Source organism: Rhodococcus sp. IEGM 1408, from assembly GCF_033142235.1.
GTDB lineage: Bacteria > Actinomycetota > Actinomycetes > Mycobacteriales > Mycobacteriaceae > Dietzia.
Genome location: NZ_JAWLRW010000005.1, coordinates 97,752 through 119,887, shown reverse-complemented (window position 1 = coordinate 119,887; position 22,136 = coordinate 97,752). Strand labels below are relative to the sequence as shown.

At 70.2% G+C, this 22,136-nt stretch carries 21 protein-coding genes; 17 read left to right on the top strand and 4 right to left on the bottom strand.

All coding sequences use genetic code 11. The annotated features are described in order from the left end of the window. Nucleotides 1–107 precede the first annotated feature (107 nt). The 7 genes from R4P08_RS09820 (at nucleotide 108) to R4P08_RS09790 (ending at nucleotide 6,629) form a co-directional block, all read left to right on the top strand. A complete protein-coding gene (locus tag R4P08_RS09820; RefSeq protein ID WP_317813627.1) occupies nucleotides 108–536 on the top strand; it encodes a hypothetical protein in 429 nt (142 codons plus the stop codon). Continuing rightward, on the top strand, nucleotides 533–769 hold the full coding sequence (locus tag R4P08_RS09815) for a hypothetical protein (protein WP_317813626.1): 237 nt from the start codon (nucleotides 533–535) through the stop codon (nucleotides 767–769). The genes R4P08_RS09820 and R4P08_RS09815 overlap by 4 nt, the downstream gene beginning before the upstream one ends. A gap of 219 nt (nucleotides 770–988) precedes the next feature. Next, a complete protein-coding gene (locus tag R4P08_RS09810) occupies nucleotides 989–2,854 on the top strand; it encodes an alpha/beta fold hydrolase (RefSeq protein ID WP_317813625.1) in 1,866 nt (621 codons plus the stop codon). 45 nt (nucleotides 2,855–2,899) lie between these two features. Further along, nucleotides 2,900–4,249 carry a glutamate-1-semialdehyde 2,1-aminomutase gene (hemL, locus tag R4P08_RS09805; protein ID WP_411741187.1) on the top strand — a complete coding sequence of 450 codons (1,350 nt, stop codon included), beginning with the start codon at nucleotides 2,900–2,902 and terminating at the stop codon, nucleotides 4,247–4,249. A gap of 284 nt (nucleotides 4,250–4,533) precedes the next feature. Further along, complete coding sequence (locus tag R4P08_RS09800; protein WP_317813814.1) at nucleotides 4,534–5,154, top strand: histidine phosphatase family protein; 621 nt, start codon at nucleotides 4,534–4,536, stop codon at nucleotides 5,152–5,154. Between the two features lie 15 nt (nucleotides 5,155–5,169). After that, nucleotides 5,170–5,769, top strand: a complete 600-nt coding sequence (locus tag R4P08_RS09795; RefSeq protein WP_317813813.1) for a TlpA disulfide reductase family protein — start codon at nucleotides 5,170–5,172, stop codon at nucleotides 5,767–5,769. After that, nucleotides 5,766–6,629, top strand: a complete 864-nt coding sequence (locus R4P08_RS09790; protein WP_317813624.1) for a cytochrome c biogenesis CcdA family protein — start codon at nucleotides 5,766–5,768, stop codon at nucleotides 6,627–6,629. The genes R4P08_RS09795 and R4P08_RS09790 overlap by 4 nt, the downstream gene beginning before the upstream one ends. A gap of 20 nt (nucleotides 6,630–6,649) precedes the next feature. Here the strand turns inward: R4P08_RS09790 and R4P08_RS09785 are convergent, their stop codons facing one another. Next, nucleotides 6,650–8,032 (bottom strand): HNH endonuclease signature motif containing protein, encoded by a 1,383-nt coding sequence (locus R4P08_RS09785; protein WP_317813623.1) that lies wholly within the window; start codon nucleotides 8,030–8,032, stop codon nucleotides 6,650–6,652. A 142-nt stretch (nucleotides 8,033–8,174) separates the two neighbouring features. Between R4P08_RS09785 and R4P08_RS09780 the strand changes: the two genes are divergently transcribed. From R4P08_RS09780 to R4P08_RS09770, 3 genes are all read left to right on the top strand, one after another. Then, entirely contained in the window at nucleotides 8,175–8,789 is a 615-nt protein-coding gene (locus R4P08_RS09780) for a hypothetical protein (RefSeq protein ID WP_317813622.1), read from the top strand. Then, nucleotides 8,675–9,436 (top strand): DUF3558 family protein, encoded by a 762-nt coding sequence (locus R4P08_RS09775; protein ID WP_317813621.1) that lies wholly within the window; start codon nucleotides 8,675–8,677, stop codon nucleotides 9,434–9,436. The genes R4P08_RS09780 and R4P08_RS09775 overlap by 115 nt, the downstream gene beginning before the upstream one ends. A gap of 110 nt (nucleotides 9,437–9,546) precedes the next feature. Further along, nucleotides 9,547–11,358 (top strand): WXG100 family type VII secretion target, encoded by a 1,812-nt coding sequence (locus tag R4P08_RS09770; RefSeq protein ID WP_317813620.1) that lies wholly within the window; start codon nucleotides 9,547–9,549, stop codon nucleotides 11,356–11,358. On the opposite strand, the gene R4P08_RS09765 is transcribed toward R4P08_RS09770, so the two are convergent. Beyond that, nucleotides 11,330–11,788 carry a DUF6653 family protein gene (locus R4P08_RS09765; RefSeq protein WP_317813619.1) on the bottom strand — a complete coding sequence of 153 codons (459 nt, stop codon included), beginning with the start codon at nucleotides 11,786–11,788 and terminating at the stop codon, nucleotides 11,330–11,332. The two genes, R4P08_RS09770 and R4P08_RS09765, sit on opposite strands and share 29 nt — an antisense overlap. 388 nt (nucleotides 11,789–12,176) lie before the next feature. After that, nucleotides 12,177–13,139 (bottom strand): WXG100 family type VII secretion target, encoded by a 963-nt coding sequence (locus R4P08_RS09760; protein ID WP_317813618.1) that lies wholly within the window; start codon nucleotides 13,137–13,139, stop codon nucleotides 12,177–12,179. Nucleotides 13,140–13,344: 205 nt separating this feature from the next. Between R4P08_RS09760 and R4P08_RS09755 the strand changes: the two genes are divergently transcribed. Further along, complete coding sequence (locus R4P08_RS09755) at nucleotides 13,345–14,199, top strand: formate/nitrite transporter family protein (RefSeq protein ID WP_317813617.1); 855 nt, start codon at nucleotides 13,345–13,347, stop codon at nucleotides 14,197–14,199. Between the two features lie 54 nt (nucleotides 14,200–14,253). After that, on the top strand, nucleotides 14,254–14,703 hold the full coding sequence (gene cynS / locus R4P08_RS09750; protein ID WP_317813616.1) for a cyanase: 450 nt from the start codon (nucleotides 14,254–14,256) through the stop codon (nucleotides 14,701–14,703). Nucleotides 14,704–14,825: 122 nt separating this feature from the next. Here cynS and R4P08_RS09745 read toward each other — a convergent pair whose 3' ends face one another. Further along, entirely contained in the window at nucleotides 14,826–15,335 is a 510-nt protein-coding gene (locus R4P08_RS09745; protein WP_317813615.1) for an SRPBCC family protein, read from the bottom strand. 244 nt (nucleotides 15,336–15,579) lie between these two features. Between R4P08_RS09745 and R4P08_RS09740 the strand changes: the two genes are divergently transcribed. The 5 genes from R4P08_RS09740 (at nucleotide 15,580) to R4P08_RS09720 (ending at nucleotide 22,004) form a co-directional block, all read left to right on the top strand. After that, nucleotides 15,580–17,295, top strand: coding sequence for a cytochrome c biogenesis protein ResB (locus R4P08_RS09740; protein ID WP_317813614.1), 1,716 nt, complete (start codon nucleotides 15,580–15,582; stop codon nucleotides 17,293–17,295). Between the two features lie 59 nt (nucleotides 17,296–17,354). Continuing rightward, nucleotides 17,355–18,401: a c-type cytochrome biogenesis protein CcsB gene (gene ccsB / locus R4P08_RS09735; RefSeq protein ID WP_317813812.1), complete on the top strand. Its 1,047-nt coding sequence runs from the start codon at nucleotides 17,355–17,357 to the stop codon at nucleotides 18,399–18,401. Between the two features lie 160 nt (nucleotides 18,402–18,561). After that, entirely contained in the window at nucleotides 18,562–19,821 is a 1,260-nt protein-coding gene (locus R4P08_RS09730; protein ID WP_317813613.1) for an XdhC family protein, read from the top strand. Between the two features lie 324 nt (nucleotides 19,822–20,145). Continuing rightward, a complete protein-coding gene (locus R4P08_RS09725) occupies nucleotides 20,146–21,192 on the top strand; it encodes an isopenicillin N synthase family dioxygenase (RefSeq protein WP_317813612.1) in 1,047 nt (348 codons plus the stop codon). Next, on the top strand, nucleotides 21,189–22,004 hold the full coding sequence (locus R4P08_RS09720; protein ID WP_317813611.1) for an alpha/beta fold hydrolase: 816 nt from the start codon (nucleotides 21,189–21,191) through the stop codon (nucleotides 22,002–22,004). The genes R4P08_RS09725 and R4P08_RS09720 overlap by 4 nt, the downstream gene beginning before the upstream one ends. The last annotated feature ends 132 nt before the right edge of the window (nucleotides 22,005–22,136 follow it).

Sequence of the window (22,136 nt, the reverse complement as noted above, 5' to 3'; positions counted from 1 at the left end):
ACCCGACGGCGAAGTCCGACGGGCCTGTCCTCTTCTCCGAAGACGGGTGGAGCTGGGCCTGGGTCTTCTCGGCCCCGCTGTTCTGCGCGAGTGCTGCGCTGTTCGAAGTGGTTACCGGGGCGCCCGTCCACTGGGGGATGCTCACGGTCTGCGCGATCGCCTCGGCGCTGTGCCACGCCGTGATGATCGCCGCCACCCGCGTCCACGGCCGGGTCCGGCTCACCCCGAGTACGTACACGCAGGGCACCGAGGAGCTGGACCTCGACCGCATCGAGGAGGTCCTGCCACTGCCCGACAACGACCAGCCCGAGGCTTCCTGGGAGACCGCCCGCACCCTCGGCGAGCTGCATGACGCCCCACGCCGCCGCGGATCCGTGGGACTGCGCCTGGACTCCGGCGGGGAGGTCCGGGCGTGGACCCGCAATCCGGTCGGGCTGCATGCCGCGCTCACTGCTGCGGTCAGCGCCGTCGGCACGGGCGACGCCGCCAACGCCGCCACCGACGACATCGACGGCACTGCGCCGGATCCGGCGTGACCGCACGGCGCTACGCGGTGCTGGCGGTTGCGGCGGCGGTTCTGGCGGCGGTGCTGTGGTGGCTCTCGCGAGACCTCGTACCAGTGGAGGCGCCGGCCGTCGACCCGCCCGCCCGAAGCCCGATCCTGCGGACCTACTCCGACCCCTGGCTGCTGCTGGCGGCAACGGTGTCGGCCGGGGTGGCGATTGTGTCGGCGACACTGGCGGTCCTCAGGGTCGGCGCCCCGAAATAAGGGTGATATAGCTACTTCTGCCTGCAGTTTCGCTCGCTGGCGGCGCCGCGCGGTAACGATCGTGTGACGGTTCCCTGAGCGCGCCCGGGCAGATGCTGCGTGGCGTTCGCCACAGGCTACATTTGGGGCGGTTCGGACGCCTGGCGCACTCGTGAAGACGAGGGGTCGTGGCGTCCGATTCGCAGTGAATTCACCTACAGAACATGGAATTGGGGATCGGTGCAGCCTTCTAGCACTTTCGTTGGCACCACCGCGGTCGTCGGGGCGATCGCACTTCTCGGAACGGGAGTGGCTGCGGCCGCCCCGGTCGAGTGGCAGGACTGTACCGAGATGCTCGGGATCGAGGCCGAGTACGTCCCGGCAGGGCTCGAGTGCGGGACCGTCGAGGTCCCCGTCGACTACACCGTGCCCGACGGAGCGAAGACCGGGGTCGCGCTGACCCGCATCAAGGCCTCCTCCGGGCAGGCCCGGTCCGCGATCTTCGGCAACCCCGGCGGTCCCGGCAACTACGCGCTCAACTTCTGGTCCCCCGCACTGGAGGGCGCCGCGCCCGCCGGCTTGTACGAGAACCACGACCTGGTGGCCGTGCAGCCGCGCGGGCTCTACGGTTCCGACCCGATGACCTGCGACGTGGCGTTTGTCGGCCCCGGCACCGTCAACCCGCTGCACGATGCCTGCTTCGGCACCGACCCCGCCTACATGGCCTCCTTCACCACCGAGAACGCCGCCCGCGATACCAACGCGGTCCGTGAGGCGCTCGGGCTCGCCGAGATCGACTACGTGGGCGTGTCCTACGGCACCGCGATCGGCACCGACTTCGCGACCCTGTTCCCCGAGCACACCGGCCGCATGGTGCTGGACTCCAACACGAACCCCGACTGGCGGTGGTCCCAGCAGGCTGAGCAGGGCGCACTGGCCCAGGAGCGGCGGATCAACGACATCTTCGGCTGGATCGCCGAGCGCGACGACTACTACGGCCTCGGTGACACCCCGCTCAAGGTGTTCAACTCCTGGAAGTGGGTCACCGACCAGGAGGTGGGTGGTCCCGCCAACCTCACCCCGCCGCCCGCCCAGACCCGCGACCTGCCCGTCGAGTTGCGGGGTTCCGCCCTGGAGCGGCCCGCGATCGACATGGTCAACGGGACGGCGCCGACCCGCGCCCGCATCGAGGGCTTCGCCCGTGCGGCCGCCCTGCAGGGCCTGACCAACAACGCCACCACCGGGCTGTACGAATCCACGGTCGGGGCCACCTACTCCGAGCAGGCGTGGCCGATGTTGGCCCACATGCTCAAGTACTACAACGACGGCGGCCGCATCGCGCGGGTCGACTACCCGACCGCTGCCAAGATCATCGCCGCGCAGGAGAACCGCTCGCCGGTCTTCCGCACGGACATCGAGATGAACGCGATCATCACGTGCAATGAGACCGCCTCGCCCCCAAACCAGCTGGGCGTCATCGCCGCGAAGGCGGACCAGTACACGGGCGGCAACAAGCTCACGACCCGCGCCGCCTCCGAGGCTAACGGTGACGACTGCGTGGGTTGGGCCCCGGTCGCGCGGACCATCAAGCCGAACGGCGACGCACTCGATCAGAAGCCGCTCGTGCTGCACTCGGAGAACGACGCCGTCACCCCGATCGCCGGTGCCCGCCGTGTGGTCGAGACGCTCGGCGGCACCCTCGTGACCGTCGGCGGTGGCGACCACGGGACCTTCCGCAGCGGCAACGCGGCCGTCGACGCCGTGGTGATGGAGTTCCTCGAGAGCGGCGCCGCCAGGCCCGGCCACGTGGAGGGCAAGCCCTCCCCGGAGCCGCTGCCCAGGTGGGGCCAGGCCGAGCGTGCGGCCGCCGCACAGCAGGGGCTGTCCGCCCCCGTCGCGGGGGCCGACGACTGGTACGGCACCCACCGCGACGCCGGCGCCGCCGCCGCGCCTGCACCGGTCGCCGCCCCGGCCGTCATCCCGGCACCGCTGCCCACCCCGCAGGAGCTGCAGCGGCAGGCCGAGAAGGCACTGCAGGACGTCGCCGGTCAGGTCGACGCGGCCGTCAAGTCGCTGTTCGTCCCGCCCGCCCCGCCGCAGGTCTGACACCGCGAGGGGGTACTCGCGGCCGGACTTTGAGACACTGAACGGGTGACGTCTGCGAGCGATGCCTTCTTGACCCCGTCCGGCCTGTCCGGCACCACCCGATCGGCCGAGCTGTTCGCCGAGGCCCGCGAGCTGATCCCCGGCGGGGTCAACTCGCCGGTCCGCGCCTTCAACTCCGTGGGCGGAACCCCGCGTTTCATGCGTGAAGCGCGGGGTTCGCGCATGACGGACGTCGACGGCAACTCCTACATCGACCTGGTGTGCTCCTGGGGCCCGATGATCCACGGCCACGCCCACCCCGAGATCGTCGACGCCGTGCGCGAGACCGCCGCCCGCGGCCTGAGCTTCGGCACCCCCACCGAGGGCGAGGTGGACCTGGCCCGCGAAATCGTCGCGCGCACCTCCGTCGAGCAGGTGCGCCTGGTCAACTCCGGCACCGAGGCCACCATGAGCGCCGTGCGTCTGGCGCGCGGGTTCACCGGCCGCTCCAAGATCGTCAAGTTCTCCGGCTGCTACCACGGCCACGTGGACGCGCTGCTGGCCGACGCGGGTTCGGGCGTCGCGACGTTCTCCCTCCCGGACTCGCCCGGCGTGACCGGGGCGAGCGCCCACGACACGATCGTGCTGCCCTACAACGACGTCGAGGCCGCCCGCCTGGTCTTTGCCAACCACGGCAGCGAGATCGCCTGCGTGATCACCGAGGCCGCCGCCGGCAACATGGGCACCGTCCCGCCGCTGCCGGGCTTCAACGAGGAGCTGCGCACCCTGACCGCCGCCCACGGCGCGCTGCTGGTGATGGATGAGGTCATGACCGGCTTCCGCGCCGGCGACCGCGGCTGGTGGGGGATCGACGGCGTGGCCGGCGACCTGACCACCTTCGGCAAGGTCATGTCGGGTGGGCTGCCCGCCGCCGCGTTCGGCGGGCGAGCCGACGTCATGTCCGCGCTCGCCCCCGCCGGGCCCGTCTATCAGGCCGGCACGTTGTCGGGGAACCCCGTGGCGGTGGCCGCGGGCCTGACCTCGCTGCGGTTGGCCGATCACTCCTGCTACTACACGCTGCAGACCAACGCCGACCGCCTCGAGGCACTGCTGAGCAACGCCCTGCAGGCCGCGGGAGTGGCGCACACCATCCAGCGCGCCGGGACCATGCTGAGCGTGTTCTTCACCGAGGACCGGGTCATCGATTACGCCGGGGCCAAGGCCGCCGAGACGTTCCGGTACGCGCCGTTCTTCAACACCCTGCTCGACCGGGGGATCTACGCCCCGCCGAGTGCCTTTGAGACGTGGTTCGTCTCCACCGCGCTGACCGACGACGACTTCCAGCACATCGCCGATGCCCTGCCCGTGGCCGCCGAGGCCGCGGCCGCCGCCTCCGCCCCGGAGTCCGCCCGATGAGCGGGTCCCGGCGAGGTCTGCGCGGGAAACTCGCCGTGCCGACCACGGGCCCGACCTCACTGCCCATCCCCCTTCGGGGCGAGCACCCTGCACCCGCGGCGGCGCCGCCGTCGCTGCGCGGGTCCGCGGCCACCGCGCGCCCGGCCGAGGACCTCGCCCCGTGGCAGCCGGAGGGTGCGGAGTCCTATGGGGCCGAGCCGGGGACGATCTCCGCTCCGGGTGAGCCGGTCTCGTCGTCGTCGACCCCCCGTGACTCGTCGGCCCTCGGAACCGAGACGCAGACGATCGTGCATCTGGTGCGTCACGGCGAGGTCCACAACCCGGACGGTGTCCTGTACGGGCGCCTGCCGGAGTTCCGGCTCTCCGAGCTGGGGCGCAGCCAGGCCGAGACCGTGGGCCGGGTGTTGGGCCAGGGACACGACATCGTGTCGATCGTGGCCTCGCCGCTGCAGCGCGCCCAGGAGACGGCCGCCCCACTGGCCGAAGCGCTGGGCCTGCCGGTGGGGATCGACGCCGACATCATCGAGGCCGACAACCGCTTCGAGGGGCACAAGGTCGGCGGCCGGGGCGGAGCGCTGCGCAACCCGCAGTACTGGCCGCTGCTGATCAATCCCCTGCGTCCCTCGTGGGGCGAGCCGTACCTGCAGATCGCTCACCGGATGATCGGGGCCGTGTACTCCACGCTCGACACCGCGCGCGGCCACGAGGCGGTGCTGGTGAGCCACCAGTTGCCCGTCTACACCACGCGCCGGTTCCTCGAGGGCCGGCGGCTGTGGCACGACCCGCGCTCGCGGCAGTGTTCGCTGGCCTCGATCACCTCGCTGGTGTTCGAGGGGACCACGCTGCGCGACATCGTCTACTCCGAGCCGGCGGGTGCGTCCGACCCGTCGCAGACCGGAGCCTGAGCCGTGCGCAGCAGGATGCGGGCCGCACTCGGCGCGTTGCTGCTGGCGGGAGCCCTCGCCACGAGTGCGTGCGCGACCGGCACCGACGCGGTGATCCAGGGCGAGACGTTCGAGTTCGTCAGCCCGGACGGCAAGATCGAGATCCATTACGACCCCCCGGCCGAGCGCAAACCGGTCGCCGAGCTGACCGGCCCGGATCTGATGGATCCCGACCGCACGCTCAACGTGCAGGAGGACTTTGCCGGGCAGGTGGTGATCGTCAACCTGTGGGGCCAGTGGTGCGGTCCGTGCCGCGCGGAGTCCGACGACCTGCAGCGCCTGCAGGAGGAGTTCGAGCCGCAGGGCGCGACGGTGTTCGGCATCAATCTGCGCGACCCCAACCGGCAGAAGCCCGTCGACTTCGTCAAGGACAACGGAATCACGTTCCCCTCGATCTGGGACCCGAGTAACGCCGCTGTGGCCGCGCTCCGGGGCTTCCCGACGTCCGTTGTGCCGGCGACGATCATCCTGGACAAGCAGCACCGGGTGGCCGCGGTGTACCTGGCCGAGATCACCGACGACAAGCTGAGCGAGACCGTCACCGCACTCCTCGCCGAGGAGGTCGAACCGGTGTGAGCCCGGACCTGATTCTGCTCGCGCAGGGTGGTGTGGGCGAGACCTTTCAGCAGACCGTCGCCAGCGGCCCGATCCTGCTTGCCCTGGGCGCCTGCGTGCTGGCCGGGCTCGTGTCGTTCGCCTCGCCGTGCGTGATCCCGCTGGTGCCCGGTTACCTGGCGTACCTGGCCAGCGTGGTGGGGGCCGAGCGCCCCCCGGCGACCGCGGCCGCCGCGGAGCGCCAGCGGGCCGCCACCTCGACCCTGACCCTGGAGGAGCGCCGCACCCGCCGGTCGTCTCGGACCCGGGTGGTGATGGCGTCGCTGCTGTTCGTCGCCGGGTTCACCGTGGTCTTTGTGCTGCTCAGTGCCATGGTGCTGGGCACCGTGCAGTACCTGGCCCCGCAGCAGGAGCTGCTGCAGCGGCTCGGCGGCGTGGTGACGATCCTCATGGGACTCGTCTTCATCGGCCTGGTGCCCACGCTGCAGCGGGATACGCGTCTCCAGCCCAGGTCCATCTCGACGTGGGTCGGCGCCCCGATGCTGGGCGCCGTGTTCGCGCTGGGCTGGACGCCGTGCCTCGGCCCGACGCTGGCCGCCGCCCTGTCGGTGGCCGCCGGGACGGGTGTCGACGCGGCCCGGGGCGTGCTGCTGATCGTGGCGTACTGCCTGGGGCTGGGGCTGCCGTTCGTCGCGGTGGCCTTCGGCTCCACCTGGGCGATGCGGACCGTCGGGTGGCTGCAGAAGCACACCCGCGCTATCCAGGTCTTCGGCGGCGTCATGCTGATCATCGTGGGTCTGCTGCTGCTCTCGGGCGCGTGGGCGTTGTTCATCGACTGGATCCGCGACTTCGCGATTTCGGACACCACCCTCCCCATCTGATCCCGACTGCGCGCGCGGGGTCATGCCGCCGTCTCCCGGGGGCGATCGTCTGTACGGCCGTCGCGCGACCGCACCGTGATGGCGTGATCGAGGTCGCGGAGCAGAGCGAACGGCAGGATCGGCGCCTCGAGCGGGGTCAGCGGTGGCGGTCCGGGTTTGGGCGGCGGGGGCTTCTCGGCCCGCGGTGTGCCCGAGGGTGGAACCCATCGGACCCCTTGCGGCGCGCGGCGGTCGGGGACGGTGCTCCAGCCGGTGTCGTGGATCATGGCATGACAGTCCCCGCTGGCCAGCGCGAGTTCATTGATGTTGGTCAGCCCCCCGGCTGACCAGGGTTTTCCGGCGTGGTGGGCCTCGGTGTGGCGGGCGTCTTGATCGCAGTCCGGGTGGGTGCAGCCGCCGTAGGCCGCGAACAGGGCCAGGCGCTGGTAGCGCGAGGCCGTTCTCCGACTGCGGAACAGCCGCAGGTCCATCTCGTCGTCACACAGCGCCAGGAACCAGTGGTTGCCGCGCGCCATCGCCAACGCCTGGGGGACGGGGACGCGGATGCCGCCGTCGGTCTGCCCGCACCCGGCCAGGGTGGCGAGCTGGTCGAGATCCATACGCACCACGATCGCGGCCGGCGCCCCGGTCTTGCGGGCGTCGGCGGACAGGCCCAGTTGCAGCGCGTGCACCACCGCGTCGTGCATCCGCTGGCCGTCGGTGCGCGTGTCCTTGCTGTCCGGGTCGGGCCACAGCCGCCCGGGCTGGCCCCAGCGGGCGTGAACCTCGCGCATCAGGGCGGCGAGCTGCGGGTCCATGGTCATGTTGGCCGTGGCCATGAGGTCCAACCCTTGGCCACTGCAGGAGACTGATCGGCGTCGGGCCCGCTCGTCGGCACCTCGTTCTGTGCGGCCCGGATCCAACGCGTCGAGAAGCTGGTGCGCCTCTTCCTGCAGTTGTTTGGTCGTCGCCCGTTCGGCGGCGGAGAGAAGCTGCTGTTCCAGGCGGCTGCGTACCTCGTAGTCGCACTCATCAGGCAGCGAATCGAGTGCTTTGCCGATGATCCGCAGATGCCCTGCCGAGACCTTGCCCTCCGCACTCGCGCGCATGCGGGCGCTGTCGGCTATTCCGGCGTCGTCGAGCCGACCGCGGGCCTCTCCGGGGGACAGGCCCATCCCGCCGGTGAACATCTGGCGGTCGTTGATGAAACCCATCTCGCGGGCCGTCCCGGCCTGCCGCGCCGCCGCCACGACACGCGCCTGCGTGGCACGGATCCGCCGCTGGGCCTGTTCCAGCGCCACGAGCTCGGCATGCAGTTGCGCCGGCGACGACTCGGCCCAGTCTCGCCGGAGGTGCTGCTCCAACGCGACGAGGATGCTCGTCAACTCGCTGCCCGCCGTCGGGGCGCTCCGGGTCTCGCTCATGTGTTCGATTAGATCATCTGGGTACGACATTGAATGTTCGCGCTGGTCAGCGGGTGAAATCACCCGGAGGCCCGTCGCTGCCAGAGGTGCGCGCAACCCGCAATCGCCACCGAAACCTCGCCGTAGTGTCGATACTCGCAACATGATCCGAAACCCACGTTCGGCCAAGGTGTTCGGTGCGCTCGCGGCCGTCGCGTTCCTGGTGAGCGCGTGCGGCGGTCCGGCCGCCGAGGATGAGCCAGCCGCCACCGCCACCGCCACCACCCACACCTCGACCAGCACTTCTCCCTCCCCGTCCGCGACCACCTCTCCGACTGCCCCCACCTCGACCGCACCTCCGGTGGCGACGTCCGCGTTGGCGGCTGAAACGACCTGGGCCGCCGCAGTTGTGGGCGAGGGGGCCGAATGCGGACCGCGTGGGGCGGTGGCCGCATTCGCCGATGGCTCGACGGCGTACTGCGCGCGTTTGCAGTACACCGATGGCGCAGCGTGGTCGCGCGATCCGAATCTGGCCCCCAATCCGTCGGTGGAGGAGGCCATGCGCCAGGCGGGCCCGCAGATTGGCGACCAGTGCATCGGGGCGGACATTGGGCGTACCGCCGTCGACGCGTACGGAAACGCGATCCTCTGCGACAACTACCAATGGGTGTTGAACGTCGGGCAGGAACCCCGGCACCCATGGGTGGAGGAGCAGGTCAAGTGGACGGAGTGCCTCGAGGAGTTCACGGAGACCGAGTGCCAGGAGATGCTCAACTGATTTCGATCGGGCGGAACCAACCGGAGGCGAGGGCCGTCATACAGATCGTGGGGACATTCAGAGGAGTAGCTGCCGCGATCGCGGCATGCTTGGTGCTGTCAGGGTGCGCATCGGGTCAGGTGGGTGGCGAGACGACGACGACAAGCCCAGCCGCCTCTGAAACCCCGAGCAATCCCTGGGATCTTCCGATCGAGCAACGGCCTGCCCTCTTTGACCCGTGTGCGGAGATCCCGATCGGAGCCGTCGAAGCGGCGGTCGGCGCGCCACTGGAGTGGGTCGAGGATCTTGAAAACAGTCAGCCCGGTGGTCTTAAGACGTGCGGATGGGAAAACGGCGAAGTCAATTTCGGGCTGCTGTCCACTTGGAAGTCGCGAGATGAGTACCTCGCCGATCCGGCATTCAGGCTGAAGGATGCGCAAGCCGAGATAGGCGGAAGGACTGGGCTTCGACTTGCGGAGAAGGTCGACGCGTTCGATAGCACCTGTCTCCTGTTGTTCTTCACCTCGCAGGGGACTGTGTGGGTGAACTTAGACCTGGTCACAGGTCTCAACCAGTACAAGGGTCGGCAGCAGGCGAGCGCGTGTGACGCGCTCGATGAAGCAGCGTTGCCAATTGTGCAGTTCATTCCAGAGGGAGAATTTTTGTGACCGTTCACTTGGATTCTGATGCGGCGAGAAAATGCATTGCCTCTTGCGACCGCTTTGTCGACGCCCTTCGAGACTCCTTGGAGGTCGGACGGTACGAGTCGCAGGAATCGATGCCAGGTGCTTTCGATACCGCCCGCCAGATCGGGACCGTCTATTCATTGTTCGTTGGCGAGGATCTCCGCACCCTGCTGAATGGTTACGTGGATCAGGCAAAGGCCATGTCCATTCTGTTCGCCGCCGCGGGCGGGCTGATCGAGGCACAGGATGAGGCGGTGGCGGCTGCGCTGGGAAAGGCCGCCCAGGAACCGGCTGCACTCCAGAGTCTGGGCCTGCTGGGCTCGCTGGGGTCGATGTCGGCGATGCTCGACGCCGCCGATGGACAGAGTTCGCCCGGCGGGTACGACCGAGTGGGCCCCGAGGAGGTGTCCGGTGCCCCGTTGGCGCGGATGGTGTCCGGGGCGCAGGCGTTGGAGCCGGGCCAGTTCGCACAGGTGAGCAGGCGAGTCAGCACCGTGGCCGCAGAACTGCAGGCCGCTGCCTCCAATCTTCAGACGGGGCTCGGGAACGCCCTGGGCAGCCAGTGGCAGGGCGAATTCGCCACCCAGGCCAGCACCTCGGTGGGATCGTTCACCTCCTCCGTCACGGACCTCGCAACCGTTCTCGAGCAGGTCGCGACCAAGGCAGGCATCGCCGAGAACGGCTTCAGCACAACGCGGTCGCGGATCACCGAGGAGTCCGCCACGTTCCAGGCAACGCAGGTGAACACCCCGGGCTTCGGCCAGGTGTACGGCCCGCCGACGCGCGAGTCGGTCGCCGCAATGGCCACAGCTCAGGCAGCCGCCGAGGAGCAGGCCCGGGCGATCGTCAACACCGTCTACAGCCCAGCCGTGATGGACGCCAACCTCGCCGACCTGGACATCCCCACCCCGTATCGCGTCGTGTCGACGTCGGCGCTGGGCGGTGCGAGCGGGCTCGACCTGGTCTCGGCGTGGAACGTGGATGGCGTGGTGCGGCCAGCGGTCGCGGGAACGCCGAGCGAGGCGGCGATCGCCGCAGCCGGCGGCGGACGGAACGCGGGAGCCGGGACCGATGCGGTCGGCGGTGCTGTTGGACCAGGGGCGACGACGACGACCTTGCCAGTCGCCCGGACCGATGCCGCCACCGAGCAAGCCCTCCTGACTTCGCGGGGCGGAGGGGTCGACGGCGGGGGAGCAGGAGCGGCGTCGGCAGGGCACGCCAGCGCGGGCGGAGTCAACGCCGGCGGTCTGAACGCCACAACGACTGCGGCAGGCTCCCCGTTCCTCCCCGGCACCGCCGCCAATGGCCAACCGGCCGGAGCGGGAGCAGGCGCGGGCGCGGGCGGGACCCGGGGGATCCGCAACGGCAACAGCAACGGCAATCGCAACCGGGGCCGCGGGTTTGGCTCAGCGGCTGGCGTACTCGGCGGCGGTGGCGCAGCCGCGACAGGAGCTGGGGCCGCTCGGATGGGCGGCGCCGGAACGCTCGCGGGCTTCGGAACCCCGGGCGGCCCGGGAGCCGGCGGACCGATCTCGGGTGCGCCAGGATCGGGCGGCCTATCGGGGGGCGCAGGCTCTGCGGGCGGTCCGGCGGGGGCGTTCTCGTCGTCGTCGACTGGAGGTGCCCAGGCAGGTCGCGCGGGGATGATGCCGATGGGGGTGATGGGCGCGGCGGGCGCCGGGCAGAACGACGGGCGGCGCGGGCACACGCCGGCCAGTTATCTGACCAATGCCACCAATGCCTCGGCGATCGTCGGGAACCCGGTGAAGGTCGCCCCTGCGGTTCTGGGCAGGACCACGCCAGCCGAGGATGTGACGGCGGAACCAGACCGCAAGGCGGACGACCCATCTCCGGGACGGGTGATCGGACGGGGGTTCACCGGAGGTGGTGCGGCCCCTCGGTAGGACCCGTCCGACGCGTTTCGCGCGCGAAACGGTCCGCCCACAGTTTCCACTGCCACAACGTGAGCGCCCCGAAGGTCCCGGTGCCGGCAACCGCGCCGAACTTCCTGCGCTGATAACCGGCCACCATGGCTCCCACGAGCGACATGCTGGCGATGCCCGTCAGGGCCAGGACCACCGGCTCGGTCCGGGGGTCCCGAATCCAGGACTCCTCGCCTAGGATCGCGCGGGTCGCGAACGACGACACGTCGTGAGCCGGCGGAGTCATCACCGGGTTGACCGCAAACCACGCGCCGATGGGCACGTACAACCACCACCTCCGGGTCCACAGGGGGACCAGCAGCAGCGGTGCGGTCAGGAGCCTCGACCAGGCACTGAACGGATGAGCGTGCCGCCGGAACATGCGCGCGTAGGTGTCGTCCCCGGAGGTCACGAGTCCAGCCTGCCACCTTGTCCTCGCCCTTGTCGTCTCCCTTGTCGTCGCCCTTGTCCTCGAGCCGTACCCGCGTCGGGCAGTGCCCTCAGGTTGCCGTGCGTCGATCATCTGCGGAGCCGAGGGTGGTGACCCGAACGTCCACGGGCTCAGCGCCACAGCGCCGGGCTAGTCACCGAAGATGGCCACCCACAGAAGGCCGACGACCATGACCGCGCTATAGAGATAGATCCGGAACATGATCGTCGGATCATTCTCTCTGCTCCTGCGTAGCTCCCGCTTGTACGCGGCCCAACTTATCTCCCGCTTCCAGGTGCGGCGTCGTTCCGGATCCTCAGGATGCGTCATCAGTGATCAACCTCTTCCTCTGTGTTGTCTGTCCGTGTCATCACTCTGCGAATCGGCCATGGGCGAGCTCGGCGGTCCGCTGGCCGAGATAGCTTCCGACGGCGGCCCCGATCCCTGCACCCAGAATCACCCCGGCGGGGCCCAGGACCGTACCCATCGCAGCGCCCATCGCCATTCCTCCCACCGCGCCGCCCGCCAGAGTCCCGGTGGTTTCGACTGCCGCTTCGACGGCAGTCGCTTCGCCCCTCGCGTACCCCTCGACGCCGTCGTACACCGTGAGCCCCGTCCCCAGCGGGCCCGCGAGTCGTCCGAGCGTCCTGAGGCCGCCCGCCGCGCCCCGGCCGAAGTCGTCGGGCGCCGGGTTGAGCTTGTGTCGCCCCCGCGTCTCGGGGTCGAGTTCATCAGCGAGTGACGGATAGCCCTCGACCATGGCCACGGTCGCCGCGGTCACGGCGACTCCCGGCCACGGATCATCCGGCCCGGGAATCGGGGCCCTGTCGACTTCTGGCGGTATGGCCTGGTGGAACCGACTAGCGATGTCGTCGATGCTGGCGCCGTAGTGCTGGTCCAGGGATCGCACGGTATCCAGAGCCATGCCGAGCGCCTCGACATGACCGTCGACGACGTCCTGGGTGAGGTCGTCACGGCCGGGGGCGGGCCCCACGGAGTCCTCGCCCACCACGAGCCCGGCGGCCTCGGCGTCGGCGATCCGGTCCCGGACCGCCTGAACGGCAGGACCGAGGGCAGCGGCGGCGCGGTGGAGGGCATCGGCGAGATCCTGGAGACCGTCTTCGAGCTTGGCGAGGTGCGCCTTCTCGCCTGCGGCAGCATCCAGGACGGCGTCCGCGGCGATGCCGTCCCAGCCCTCGTCCAGCGCTTCGCGGCCCTCGGACAGGGTCGTCCGCGCCTCCGCGGCGATCGCACGGCGCTCGGCCACGGCGGAGCTCGCCGTCGTCACGCCCCCGGCTTCCCACCGTCTGACCCGGCCGATCGTGTAGCTCACGCCGATTCCCCTCTCCCGCGCCGTCACACTGTCTGACGGCCCGCCGGCCCGTTCGGTTCCACCCGAGTCCGCGACCCGTCTCACCGCGCGGCCGGCCTGCAGTGAGCGCTCGGTTACGGACCTGCGCTGCCCAGTAACGGCCGCGTCACATAGGGCGTTCACACTCGGGTCAGTACGCACCCGCCGCATAGCTGGAGGCAACAAAGTGTCCTACGTACAACCTCAGGACTTCACCCGCGCGATGATCGATGCCGGGGCCAAGAAGATCCGCATGTCGACCCGAGACACCCTCATCCGAGCCTTCATGGCGGGGGCGATCCTGGCCCTGGCCGCTGCGTTCGCCGTCACCGTCACCGTCCAGACCGGGAGCGCGCTCCTCGGGGCGGTGCTCTTCCCCGTCGGGTTCATCCTGCTGTACCTGCTCGGCTTCGACCTGCTGACCGGGGTGTTCACCCTGGTGCCGCTCGCGCTGCTCGACAAGCGGGAAGGGGCCACGGTCCGGGGAATGCTGCGCAACTGGGGCCTGGTCTTCCTCGGCAACTTCGGCGGCGCCCTCACGGTCGCATTCCTCATGGCGTTCATCGCCACCTACGGCTTCAGCGTCACCCCGGACGCGGTCGGCCAGCGGCTCGGCGAGATCGGCGAGGCCCGCACCCTGGGGTACGCCGAGCACGGGGCGGCCGGGATGGTGACCCTGTTCTTCCGCGGCGTGCTGTGCAACTGGATGGTCTCCACGGGCGTGGTCGCGGCGATGATGTCCACGAGCGTGACCGGCAAGGCGCTGACCATGTGGATGCCCGTGATGCTGTTCTTCTACATGGGCTTCGAGCACTCGGTGGTCAACATGTTCCTGTTCCCGACCGGATTGATGCTCGGCGGTGACTTCTCGTTGGGCGACTACCTGGTGTGGAACGAGATCCCGACCGTCATCGGCAACCTCGTCGGGGGACTGTGCTTCGTGGGCCTGACCCTGTACGTAACCCACGCCCGCACCAAGGCACAGCGACCGCTACCGGAGGGCGCAGGCGTGACGGCCGAGCGCGAGCCCGCCGCGGTCTGAGCCCGAGCCCGCTCCGTCTGAGCCCGAGCCCGCTCCATCGAAAGAGGAACGCCGATGACCCCCATCATGTCCAAGCGCGACGCCGCTTCGCACGTCGACTCCGCCCGAATCCGCCAGGGTCGCACCTGGTCGGAGCTGGCAGATCACCTCGGCGCCCCGCTGGTGTGGACCACCGCGGCCCTGCTCGGCCAACACCCGATGACCGCCGAACAGGCTCGGTCGGTGTGTGACCTCCTCGGGTTGGACGACGCCGTGGCGGAGAGCCTCGCGCTGCAGCCGAGTCGCGGCACCCCGGCCGAGGACATGGCGGACCCCACGATCTACCGGCTCACCGAGGCGCTGGCGGTGTACGGGCCGGCCCTCAAGGCCCTGATCCACGAGGAGTTCGGCGACGGGATCATGAGCGCGATCAACTTCACGGTCGACTTCAAGCGGCGGCCGGATCCCGACGGCGACCGGGTCGTCATCACGCTCGACGGGAAGTTCCTCGACTACCGCTGGTGAGGAGAACTACCGCTGGTGAGGAGAACCCCCGCTGGTGAGGAGTGAGAACCAGTAGAACGACGACGACGACGACGAGGCGGGCAGCGGCCGCACCACGGGCAGCCGCTCCCGATTCGCCCGGTTCAGCGGGGCGCGCCCGGATACCTCTCGGCCGCTAGCTTGCTGAGTCTGCGCAGGAAGTGGCGGAACAGCAGGTTCATCACCGGCCTGACCGCGGCGATCGACAGATTGGTCGCCGCGTTCCCGTGCAGCGCGAGGGTCCACGTGAGGTGACAGCCGCCGTCGGTGGGCACGACGTCGTAGGCCTCGGCGAAGGCGCGGACGGCGCTCATGGAGCAGGTGTCAAAGCGGAAGGCCATGTGACGCTCGGGTTCCCACGCCAGGAACTCCTCCTCGCCGACGAGGCCGCCGAGCATGTGCACGGTGCGGGTGGTGCCCACGCCGTAGGGCGGCTCGCTGGTCCAGATCACCTTGGTGATCACGCCTGCCCACCGTGGCCACGAGTCGGCGTCGGCGAAGATCTCGAACAACTGCCGTGGCGAGGCGGGGATCGCCACGCTGTTGGAGAAACGGAATCTGGCGGTGTCGGTGTAGGAGATCTCAACTGGCTCGCAGGGATGCATGGTGGCCATCGCCGCTCCTTTGACTCAACTGAACAAATGTCGGCGTCCCGACTGATCGGAAGTCGGTGTCCCGACGCCACGAGGGTAGAACACGTTCTCGATGATCGCGCGAGATCGAGGTGCGCGCCCCTCACAGAAACCGCTCAGGACGGCCCGACTAGCCTGGTTCCACACCAGCGCCGCACCGGGTGGGCACCGGGTTCGCAACCCTGTCCTCGCCAGGTCGGCACGCCGCGACCCGCAGATGGACCCCATGCCAGAGCCCAGAACCGCCGACGCCCGCTCCGCTGCCCGATCCCCAGTGGGCGCCGTCATCGCTTTCCTCCGCAACTCCTGGCGCACCCTCACCGCCATGCGTACGGCGCTGATCCTGCTGTTCCTGCTGGCCGTCGCCGCGATCCCGGGGGCGCTCCTGCCGCAGCGCAGCCTGAACCAGGGCAACGTCAACGAGTACATCGCCTCGAACGGCTGGCTGGGCGAGACCTACGACAAGCTGCAGCTGTTCGACGTGTTCTCCAGCTGGTGGTTCACCGCCATCTACGTGCTGCTGTTCGTCTCGCTGGTCGGCTGCCTCACCCCGCGCTGCTTCGAACTGGTCCGCCAGCTCCGCACGCCGCCGCCGCTCACGCCCCGCAATCTGAGCCGCCTGCCCCACCACGCCGCGTACCGCACCACGGCCACGCCCGAGCAGGCCGCGGACCAGATCCACAAGGCGCTCAGGGGCCGGGTCCGGCGCAACAACGGCGACGGCCGCGTCCCCGGCGCCATCGAGCTCTCCTCCGAGCGCGGCTACAGCCGTGAGGTGGGCAACATCGTCTTCCACTTCGGACTGCTGGCGCTGCTGATCTTCTTCGCGGCCGGCAAGTTCGTCTACGCCGAGGGCATGCGGGTGATCATCGCCAACGCCGAGTCGCCGGCGTTCTGCAACACCACCCCCAGCGCCTACGACGCGTTCCGCGCGGGCCTGCTGGTCGACGGCACGGATCTCGAGCAGTTCTGCATCAAGGTCTCCGACTTCCGCGCGGACTACCTGCCCAACGGCCAGGCCGAGATGTTCACCTCCAACGTGCGCTTCACCGAGGAGGTCACCACCACGGACCCGGACACCTGGCAGCCGTACGAGATGCGGGTCAACCACCCGCTGCGGGTCGGCGGCACCCGCGTCTACCTGCAGGGACACGGCTTCGCGCCCACGTTCACGGTCACCTACCCGAACGGCGAGACCCGCACGGACACCCAGCAGTGGCAGCCCACCGAGCTCCAGACCTTCTTGTCGTCGGGGATCGTGCGCTTCGACCCGCCGGCCGGCCTGTACCCGGAGCTGGCCGAGCGGCGCGAGAACCAGATCGCCGTCCAGGGGCTGTTCGCGCCCACCGCGTCGTTCGACGGCACCATCCTGAGCTCGCGTTTCCCGCGGATGGACGACCCGGCCGTGGCGATCGACGTCTACCAGGGCGACGCCGGGCTGGACACGGGCCGCCCGCAGTCGGTTTTCTCGCTGGATTCCGACCTCATCGAGTCGGGCGTCCTCGAACGCCAGGCCCGCGTCAACCTCTTCCCCGGCGAATCCACCACCCTTCCCGACGGCACACAGGTCCGGTTCGACGGCGCCGAGGAGTTCGTCAACATCCAGGTCTCCGAGGACCCCACGCAGATCTGGGTGGGCGTCTCGGCCGCGGTGATGATGGCCGGGCTGGTGCTGAGCCTGATGGTGCGGCGTCGCCGGATCTGGGCGCGCGTGACAGTCGACGACGACGGGGTGACCCGCGTCGACCTGGGAGGCCTCGCCAAGACGGACCGATCGGGCTGGGGTTCGGAGTTCGACGACCTCCGGAACCGGCTGGTCGCTGCGCCGGCCGTCACACCCGTCTTGCCCGACGGTGCTTTGCACGAACGTGCCGAGTCGGGCCACACTTCACCTAGTCGCGGCACGACCGGCGACGACCCGCGGAAGGACGACACCCGGTGATCACACTGACTCTCGCGCAGAGCCTGCCTCTCGCGCAGGGAATGACCCTCGCCCAGGGCATGCCCGTCAACGAGACGCTCTCGGGCTACAGCGACCTGGCATTTCGCACGGCGTTCGGCCTCTACGTATTGGCGCTGCTGGCGTCGATGATCTACTACGCGGGCTTCCGCGTGGCCAAGCTCTCGGAGCGCGAGCTGGTGGGGGTCGGCGTGCCGGGATCGTCCGCGGCCGGGTCCCCAGCGGCCGGGTCCCCAGCGGCAGGGTTCACACCGGCCGGGTCGACCGGCGCCGAACTGACCGAGTCCACCTCGCTCACCGACACCGGCGACGAGGACCGCGCCTCGGCGGGCAGTCTGCGGTGGGCGCGGATCGCGCAGTTGTTCGTGATGGTCGCGTTCGTGTTCCAGGCCGCGGCGCTGGTGCTGCGCGGGATCGCCACGGACCGCTTCCCGTGGGGCAACATGTACGAGTTCATCCTGGCCAGCACGCTGCTGGCCGTGGGCGCCGGGCTGGTGTTCCTGCGTAAGCCTGCGCTGAAGGTGGCGTGGCCGTTCGTGCTGGTGCCGGTGCTGGCGCTGCTGTTCTTCGGCGGGACGCACCTGTACTCCGAGGCCGCTCCCGTGGTGCCGGCGCTGCGCTCGTACTGGCTGCCGATCCACGTGTCGATCATCTCGCTGGGCTCGGGGATCTTCCTGATCGCCGGCGTCGCCTCGATCATGTACCTGCTGCGGGTGTGGCAGCCGCAGGGCGCCGAGCACGGCTATGGCGCGGGACTGGCACGCCCGCTGCCGCACGCCGACACCCTCGACCGCCTGGCGTACCGCACCACGGTGATCGCCTTCCCGATCTTCGGCGTGGGCGTCCTGCTCGGTGCGGTGTGGGCCGAGAGCGCGTGGGGCCGCTTCTGGGGCTGGGATCCCAAGGAGACCGCGTCGTTCGTCTCCTGGGTTCTGTACGCCGGTTACCTGCACGCCCGCGCGACCAGCGGCTGGGGCGCCAAGAAGGCGGCGTGGATCAACCTCGCCGGGTTCGCGGTGCTGATCTTCAACCTGTTCTTCATCAACATCGTCGTCTCGGGCCTGCACTCCTACGCGGGCTTGAACTAGCCGCGGCGCTGTCCGCCTCGACGACCGCCACTCCGCCTACTGCCTCACCCTGCCCCGTCGCTGCTGCCACCGCTGACCTGGTACGACTGGCGAGCCACCCGTAACAGCCAGCGCGGCCCGCCGAAACACCGGCGAAACGTGGCGCCGTGATGCTGTCCGCATGGACATCGTCGCGGAGACACTGGTGGGGTGGCGAGCTGCCGGGCAGTGCTGCGCGCTCGCCCGGGTGCTCGGTACCGGGCGGTCGGCGCCGCTGGCCCCGGGGTCGGCGATGGCCGTGTCCGACACCGGGGAGCTGATCGGCGGCGTCTCTGGCGGGTGCGTAGACGCCGCCGTGTATTCCATCTGCCAGGAGGTCATCGCCGACGGGCGGCCGACCACCGCCGTCTTCGGCCCCGACGGCCACGAGCTCTTCTCCGTCGGACCCACGTGCGGCGGCACCATCGAAGTCCTGGTGGAACCCATCGGAGTCGTGCCCGGCCTCGCGGGTGCTGCCTCTGACCTCAACGGCCCCATCGGTGTCGACGCGCGCCTCTGCGGCGTGGCGCCCCATCCGATCGACCGGGTCGTCGCGGCCCGGCAACAAGGCCGGGCGGTGGTGGTGGCCACCGTCGTGGACGGCCCGTGCGCTGGCGAGTGGGCAGTGTGGGACGGAGACGACGACGAGGTGCCGCAGTGGGCCCGCGGGCCGGTGGCCGAGGCCGTGGCGCGCACCGGCGGAATCGCAGCAACCCCCGCGGACACCGCCACCGACCCCGACCCCGCCACCGACCCGACCGCCGCCACCGCCGCCGCCGCCACCGCCGCCGCCGACCCCGCCGCCGACCCCGACCCCGCCGCCACCACTGCTAACACCGCCGTCCTGGAGGTCCCTGTCGCGGGGGCGCCGGCCCGGGTGTTCGTGCAGGCGCTCACCCCGCCGCGCCTGCTGGTGTTCGGTGCGACGGCGTTCGCGGAGGCACTGGTCCCGCTCGGCGCCCTGCTCGGCTATCAGGTGACGGTGTGCGATGCCCGGCCCGTCTTCGCCCGCCCGGAGCGGTTCCCCGCGGCCGCGGAGGTGGTGCGGTGCTGGCCGCACGAGTTCCTCCGGCGGACCCCGGTGGATTCCTCGACCGCGATCTGCGTGCTGACGCATGACCCCCGTTTCGATGTTCCGCTGCTGGTGGAGGCGCTCCGGACCAATGCCGGGTACATCGGGGCGATGGGCAGCAGGCGCACCCACACGGAGCGGGTGCAGAGCCTGCGCGCGGAGGGGTTGGCCGAGGCCGACCTGCAGCGGTTGTCGTCACCGATCGGGCTCGATCTGGGGGCGCGCACCGCGGCGGGGACCGCGCTGTCGATCGCGGCCGAGCTGGTCGCCCACCACCGGGGAGGAACTGGCGCGCGGTTGAGGGACTCAGCTGTCGCAATCCACCGCTGAGGTCCTGGCACGGACGTGGTCCACAACCCGGACTCGGGAGTCCGGGTCGGGTTCCTCGCTCCGCGCGGGGTTGGGATGCCTCCGCGGATGCGATGTCGTCGTCGTCGTGGTCGTCGTCCGTCCTGTCGCCGTCCGTCCCGTCCCAGCCTTAACACGCGGGTCACACACCGGTGACGGTGGCGGAACCGCCTGTCGATACAACAGAGTCGATACACAAGTAGTGCACCGACAGCGGCGCGCCCCGGCCAGACCCCGGGCGGGCGTCGGCGCCCGGCACCCCGGCCCCCGTCACCTCGGCCGGCACCTGAAGCCTCAGGAGTCTTCATGACTACTCGCCCCCAGTTCCGAGTCCCGACCGTCGACATCTCGCCCTATGTCGGCGACGGGTCGCCGGGAGACCGCGCACGCGTCGCCCGAGAGATCGACGCGGCCTGCTCGGCCGTCGGGTTCATCCAGATCGTCGGCCACGGGGTGTCGACTACCGCCATCGACGGCCTCACCTCCGCCATCGACGACTTCTTCGCCCTGCCCGCGGACACCAAGACGGCCTATCGCGTCAGTGGCGCCAACCGTGGGTACAGCCCGCCCAAGAGCGAATCGCTCAGTCTCAGCCTGGGCGTGGAATCCGCCGACCGGATGAACGACTTCTTCGAGGCGTACAACGTGGGCGTCGAAGCCCGATCGTTCTCCGGCCTCGACTTGAGCGAGGCGGACTACGGCATCAACGTCTGGCCCCAGCTGGCCGGGTTCCGCGAACGAATCGACACCTACTTCGCTGAGGCGTCGCGCGTCGCCCGGACGCTGACCCGCATCTTCGCCGACGCGCTCGGGCAGCCCGCAGAGTTCTTCGAGGCGCTCACCGACCACTCGATCGACGTGCTGCGGATGGTCAACTACGCGCTCGACGAGGGCCCGGTGACCCTCGACGGCGACCTCAAGGGCATGGGTGAGCACACGGACTTCGGCCTGGTCACGGTGCTGTGGGCCGACCGTGTGGCGGGCCTGCAGGTGCTCGGCGCAGACGGGAGCTGGCATGACGTCCAACCTGTCGAGGGCGGCCTGCTGGTCAACCTCGGCGACCTCACCGCGCGCCTGACGGGCGACCGGTGGATGTCGACCCTGCACCGCGTCGCTCCGCCGATCGTCGACGGCACGATCGTCCGGCGTCGCTCCGCAGCCTTCTTCCACGACGGGAACGTCGACTCGATCGTCGCCACCCTTCCGGAATTCGTGAGCGCGGAAGGCGCGGCCTACGAGCCCATCTCCGTGCGCGACCACATCGCCGCCAAGCTCGCCGGTTCACGGCACGGGAAGGCCAACACCGCGGCGGTCCGCGAGGCCGCCCGGGTGCTCGCGGCGCTCACACCATGACCGACGTCGTCCTGGTCCACGGCGCATGGGCCGGTGGTTGGGTGTGGGACACCGTCGTCGGACCGCTGCGCGCGGTCGGCCACCGGCCACACGTGGTGGAACTCCCGGGCGTGGGGAGGGGCAACGACAACGACAACGACAACGACGAGGTGGTCGAAGTGGTCGACCTCGACGCCCTGGTCGCGCACGTGGGCGCACTGGTGCAGGGACTGGAGGGGCCCGCCGTCCTCGTCGGCCATTCGGGCGCTGGGGTCGTCGTCACCCAGGTCGCCGAGCTCATGCCTGAGCGGGTGGCCGGGATCGTCTTTGTCGCCGGGATGATGCTCCCCTCGGGCACCGACTTCGGCGAGCTCTGCGCCGGGATCGGCCTGCCGGCGGACGTGGGGATCACCCGGTGGCTCGAGACGAGCCCCGACGGCCGCGTGACCTCCGTCCCCCCCGAGGCCGCGGTCGCGGTGTTCTTCCACGACGCGCCGGCCGCGGACGCGATCGAGGCCGCCCGTCGGCTCCGACCGCAGGTCGAGACCGCGCGGCTGATCGCGCCCATCTGGACCGTCGGCCGATTCTGGGGCCTGCCGCGGCTCTACGTGGAGGCCACGGGCGACCGCACGGTGCCGATCGAGGCGCAACGCCGCATGCAGCAGCTCACCCCGGGCGCCCGCGTGGTCACCCTGGACACCGGTCACGTACCCCAGTTGTCCGCTCCGGCTCTGCTCTGCGCTGCGCTCACCGGATTCGTCGATGAGGTGGCGACGCGGCAGCGAGTATCGCGGCCTCTCGTCGAACGCCACACCGGTCTCACGTCGGCGTAACACGCTGGTAAGACGCTGGTGCCACACTCGGGGTCGACACCACGACGGTGCGGTCGGCCCAGCCGGCCCGGCCGCCGGGCGACAGACGCCGGGCGGGCGAGTCATCAGTCAGGCAGCGGCGCGGTGTCCGCC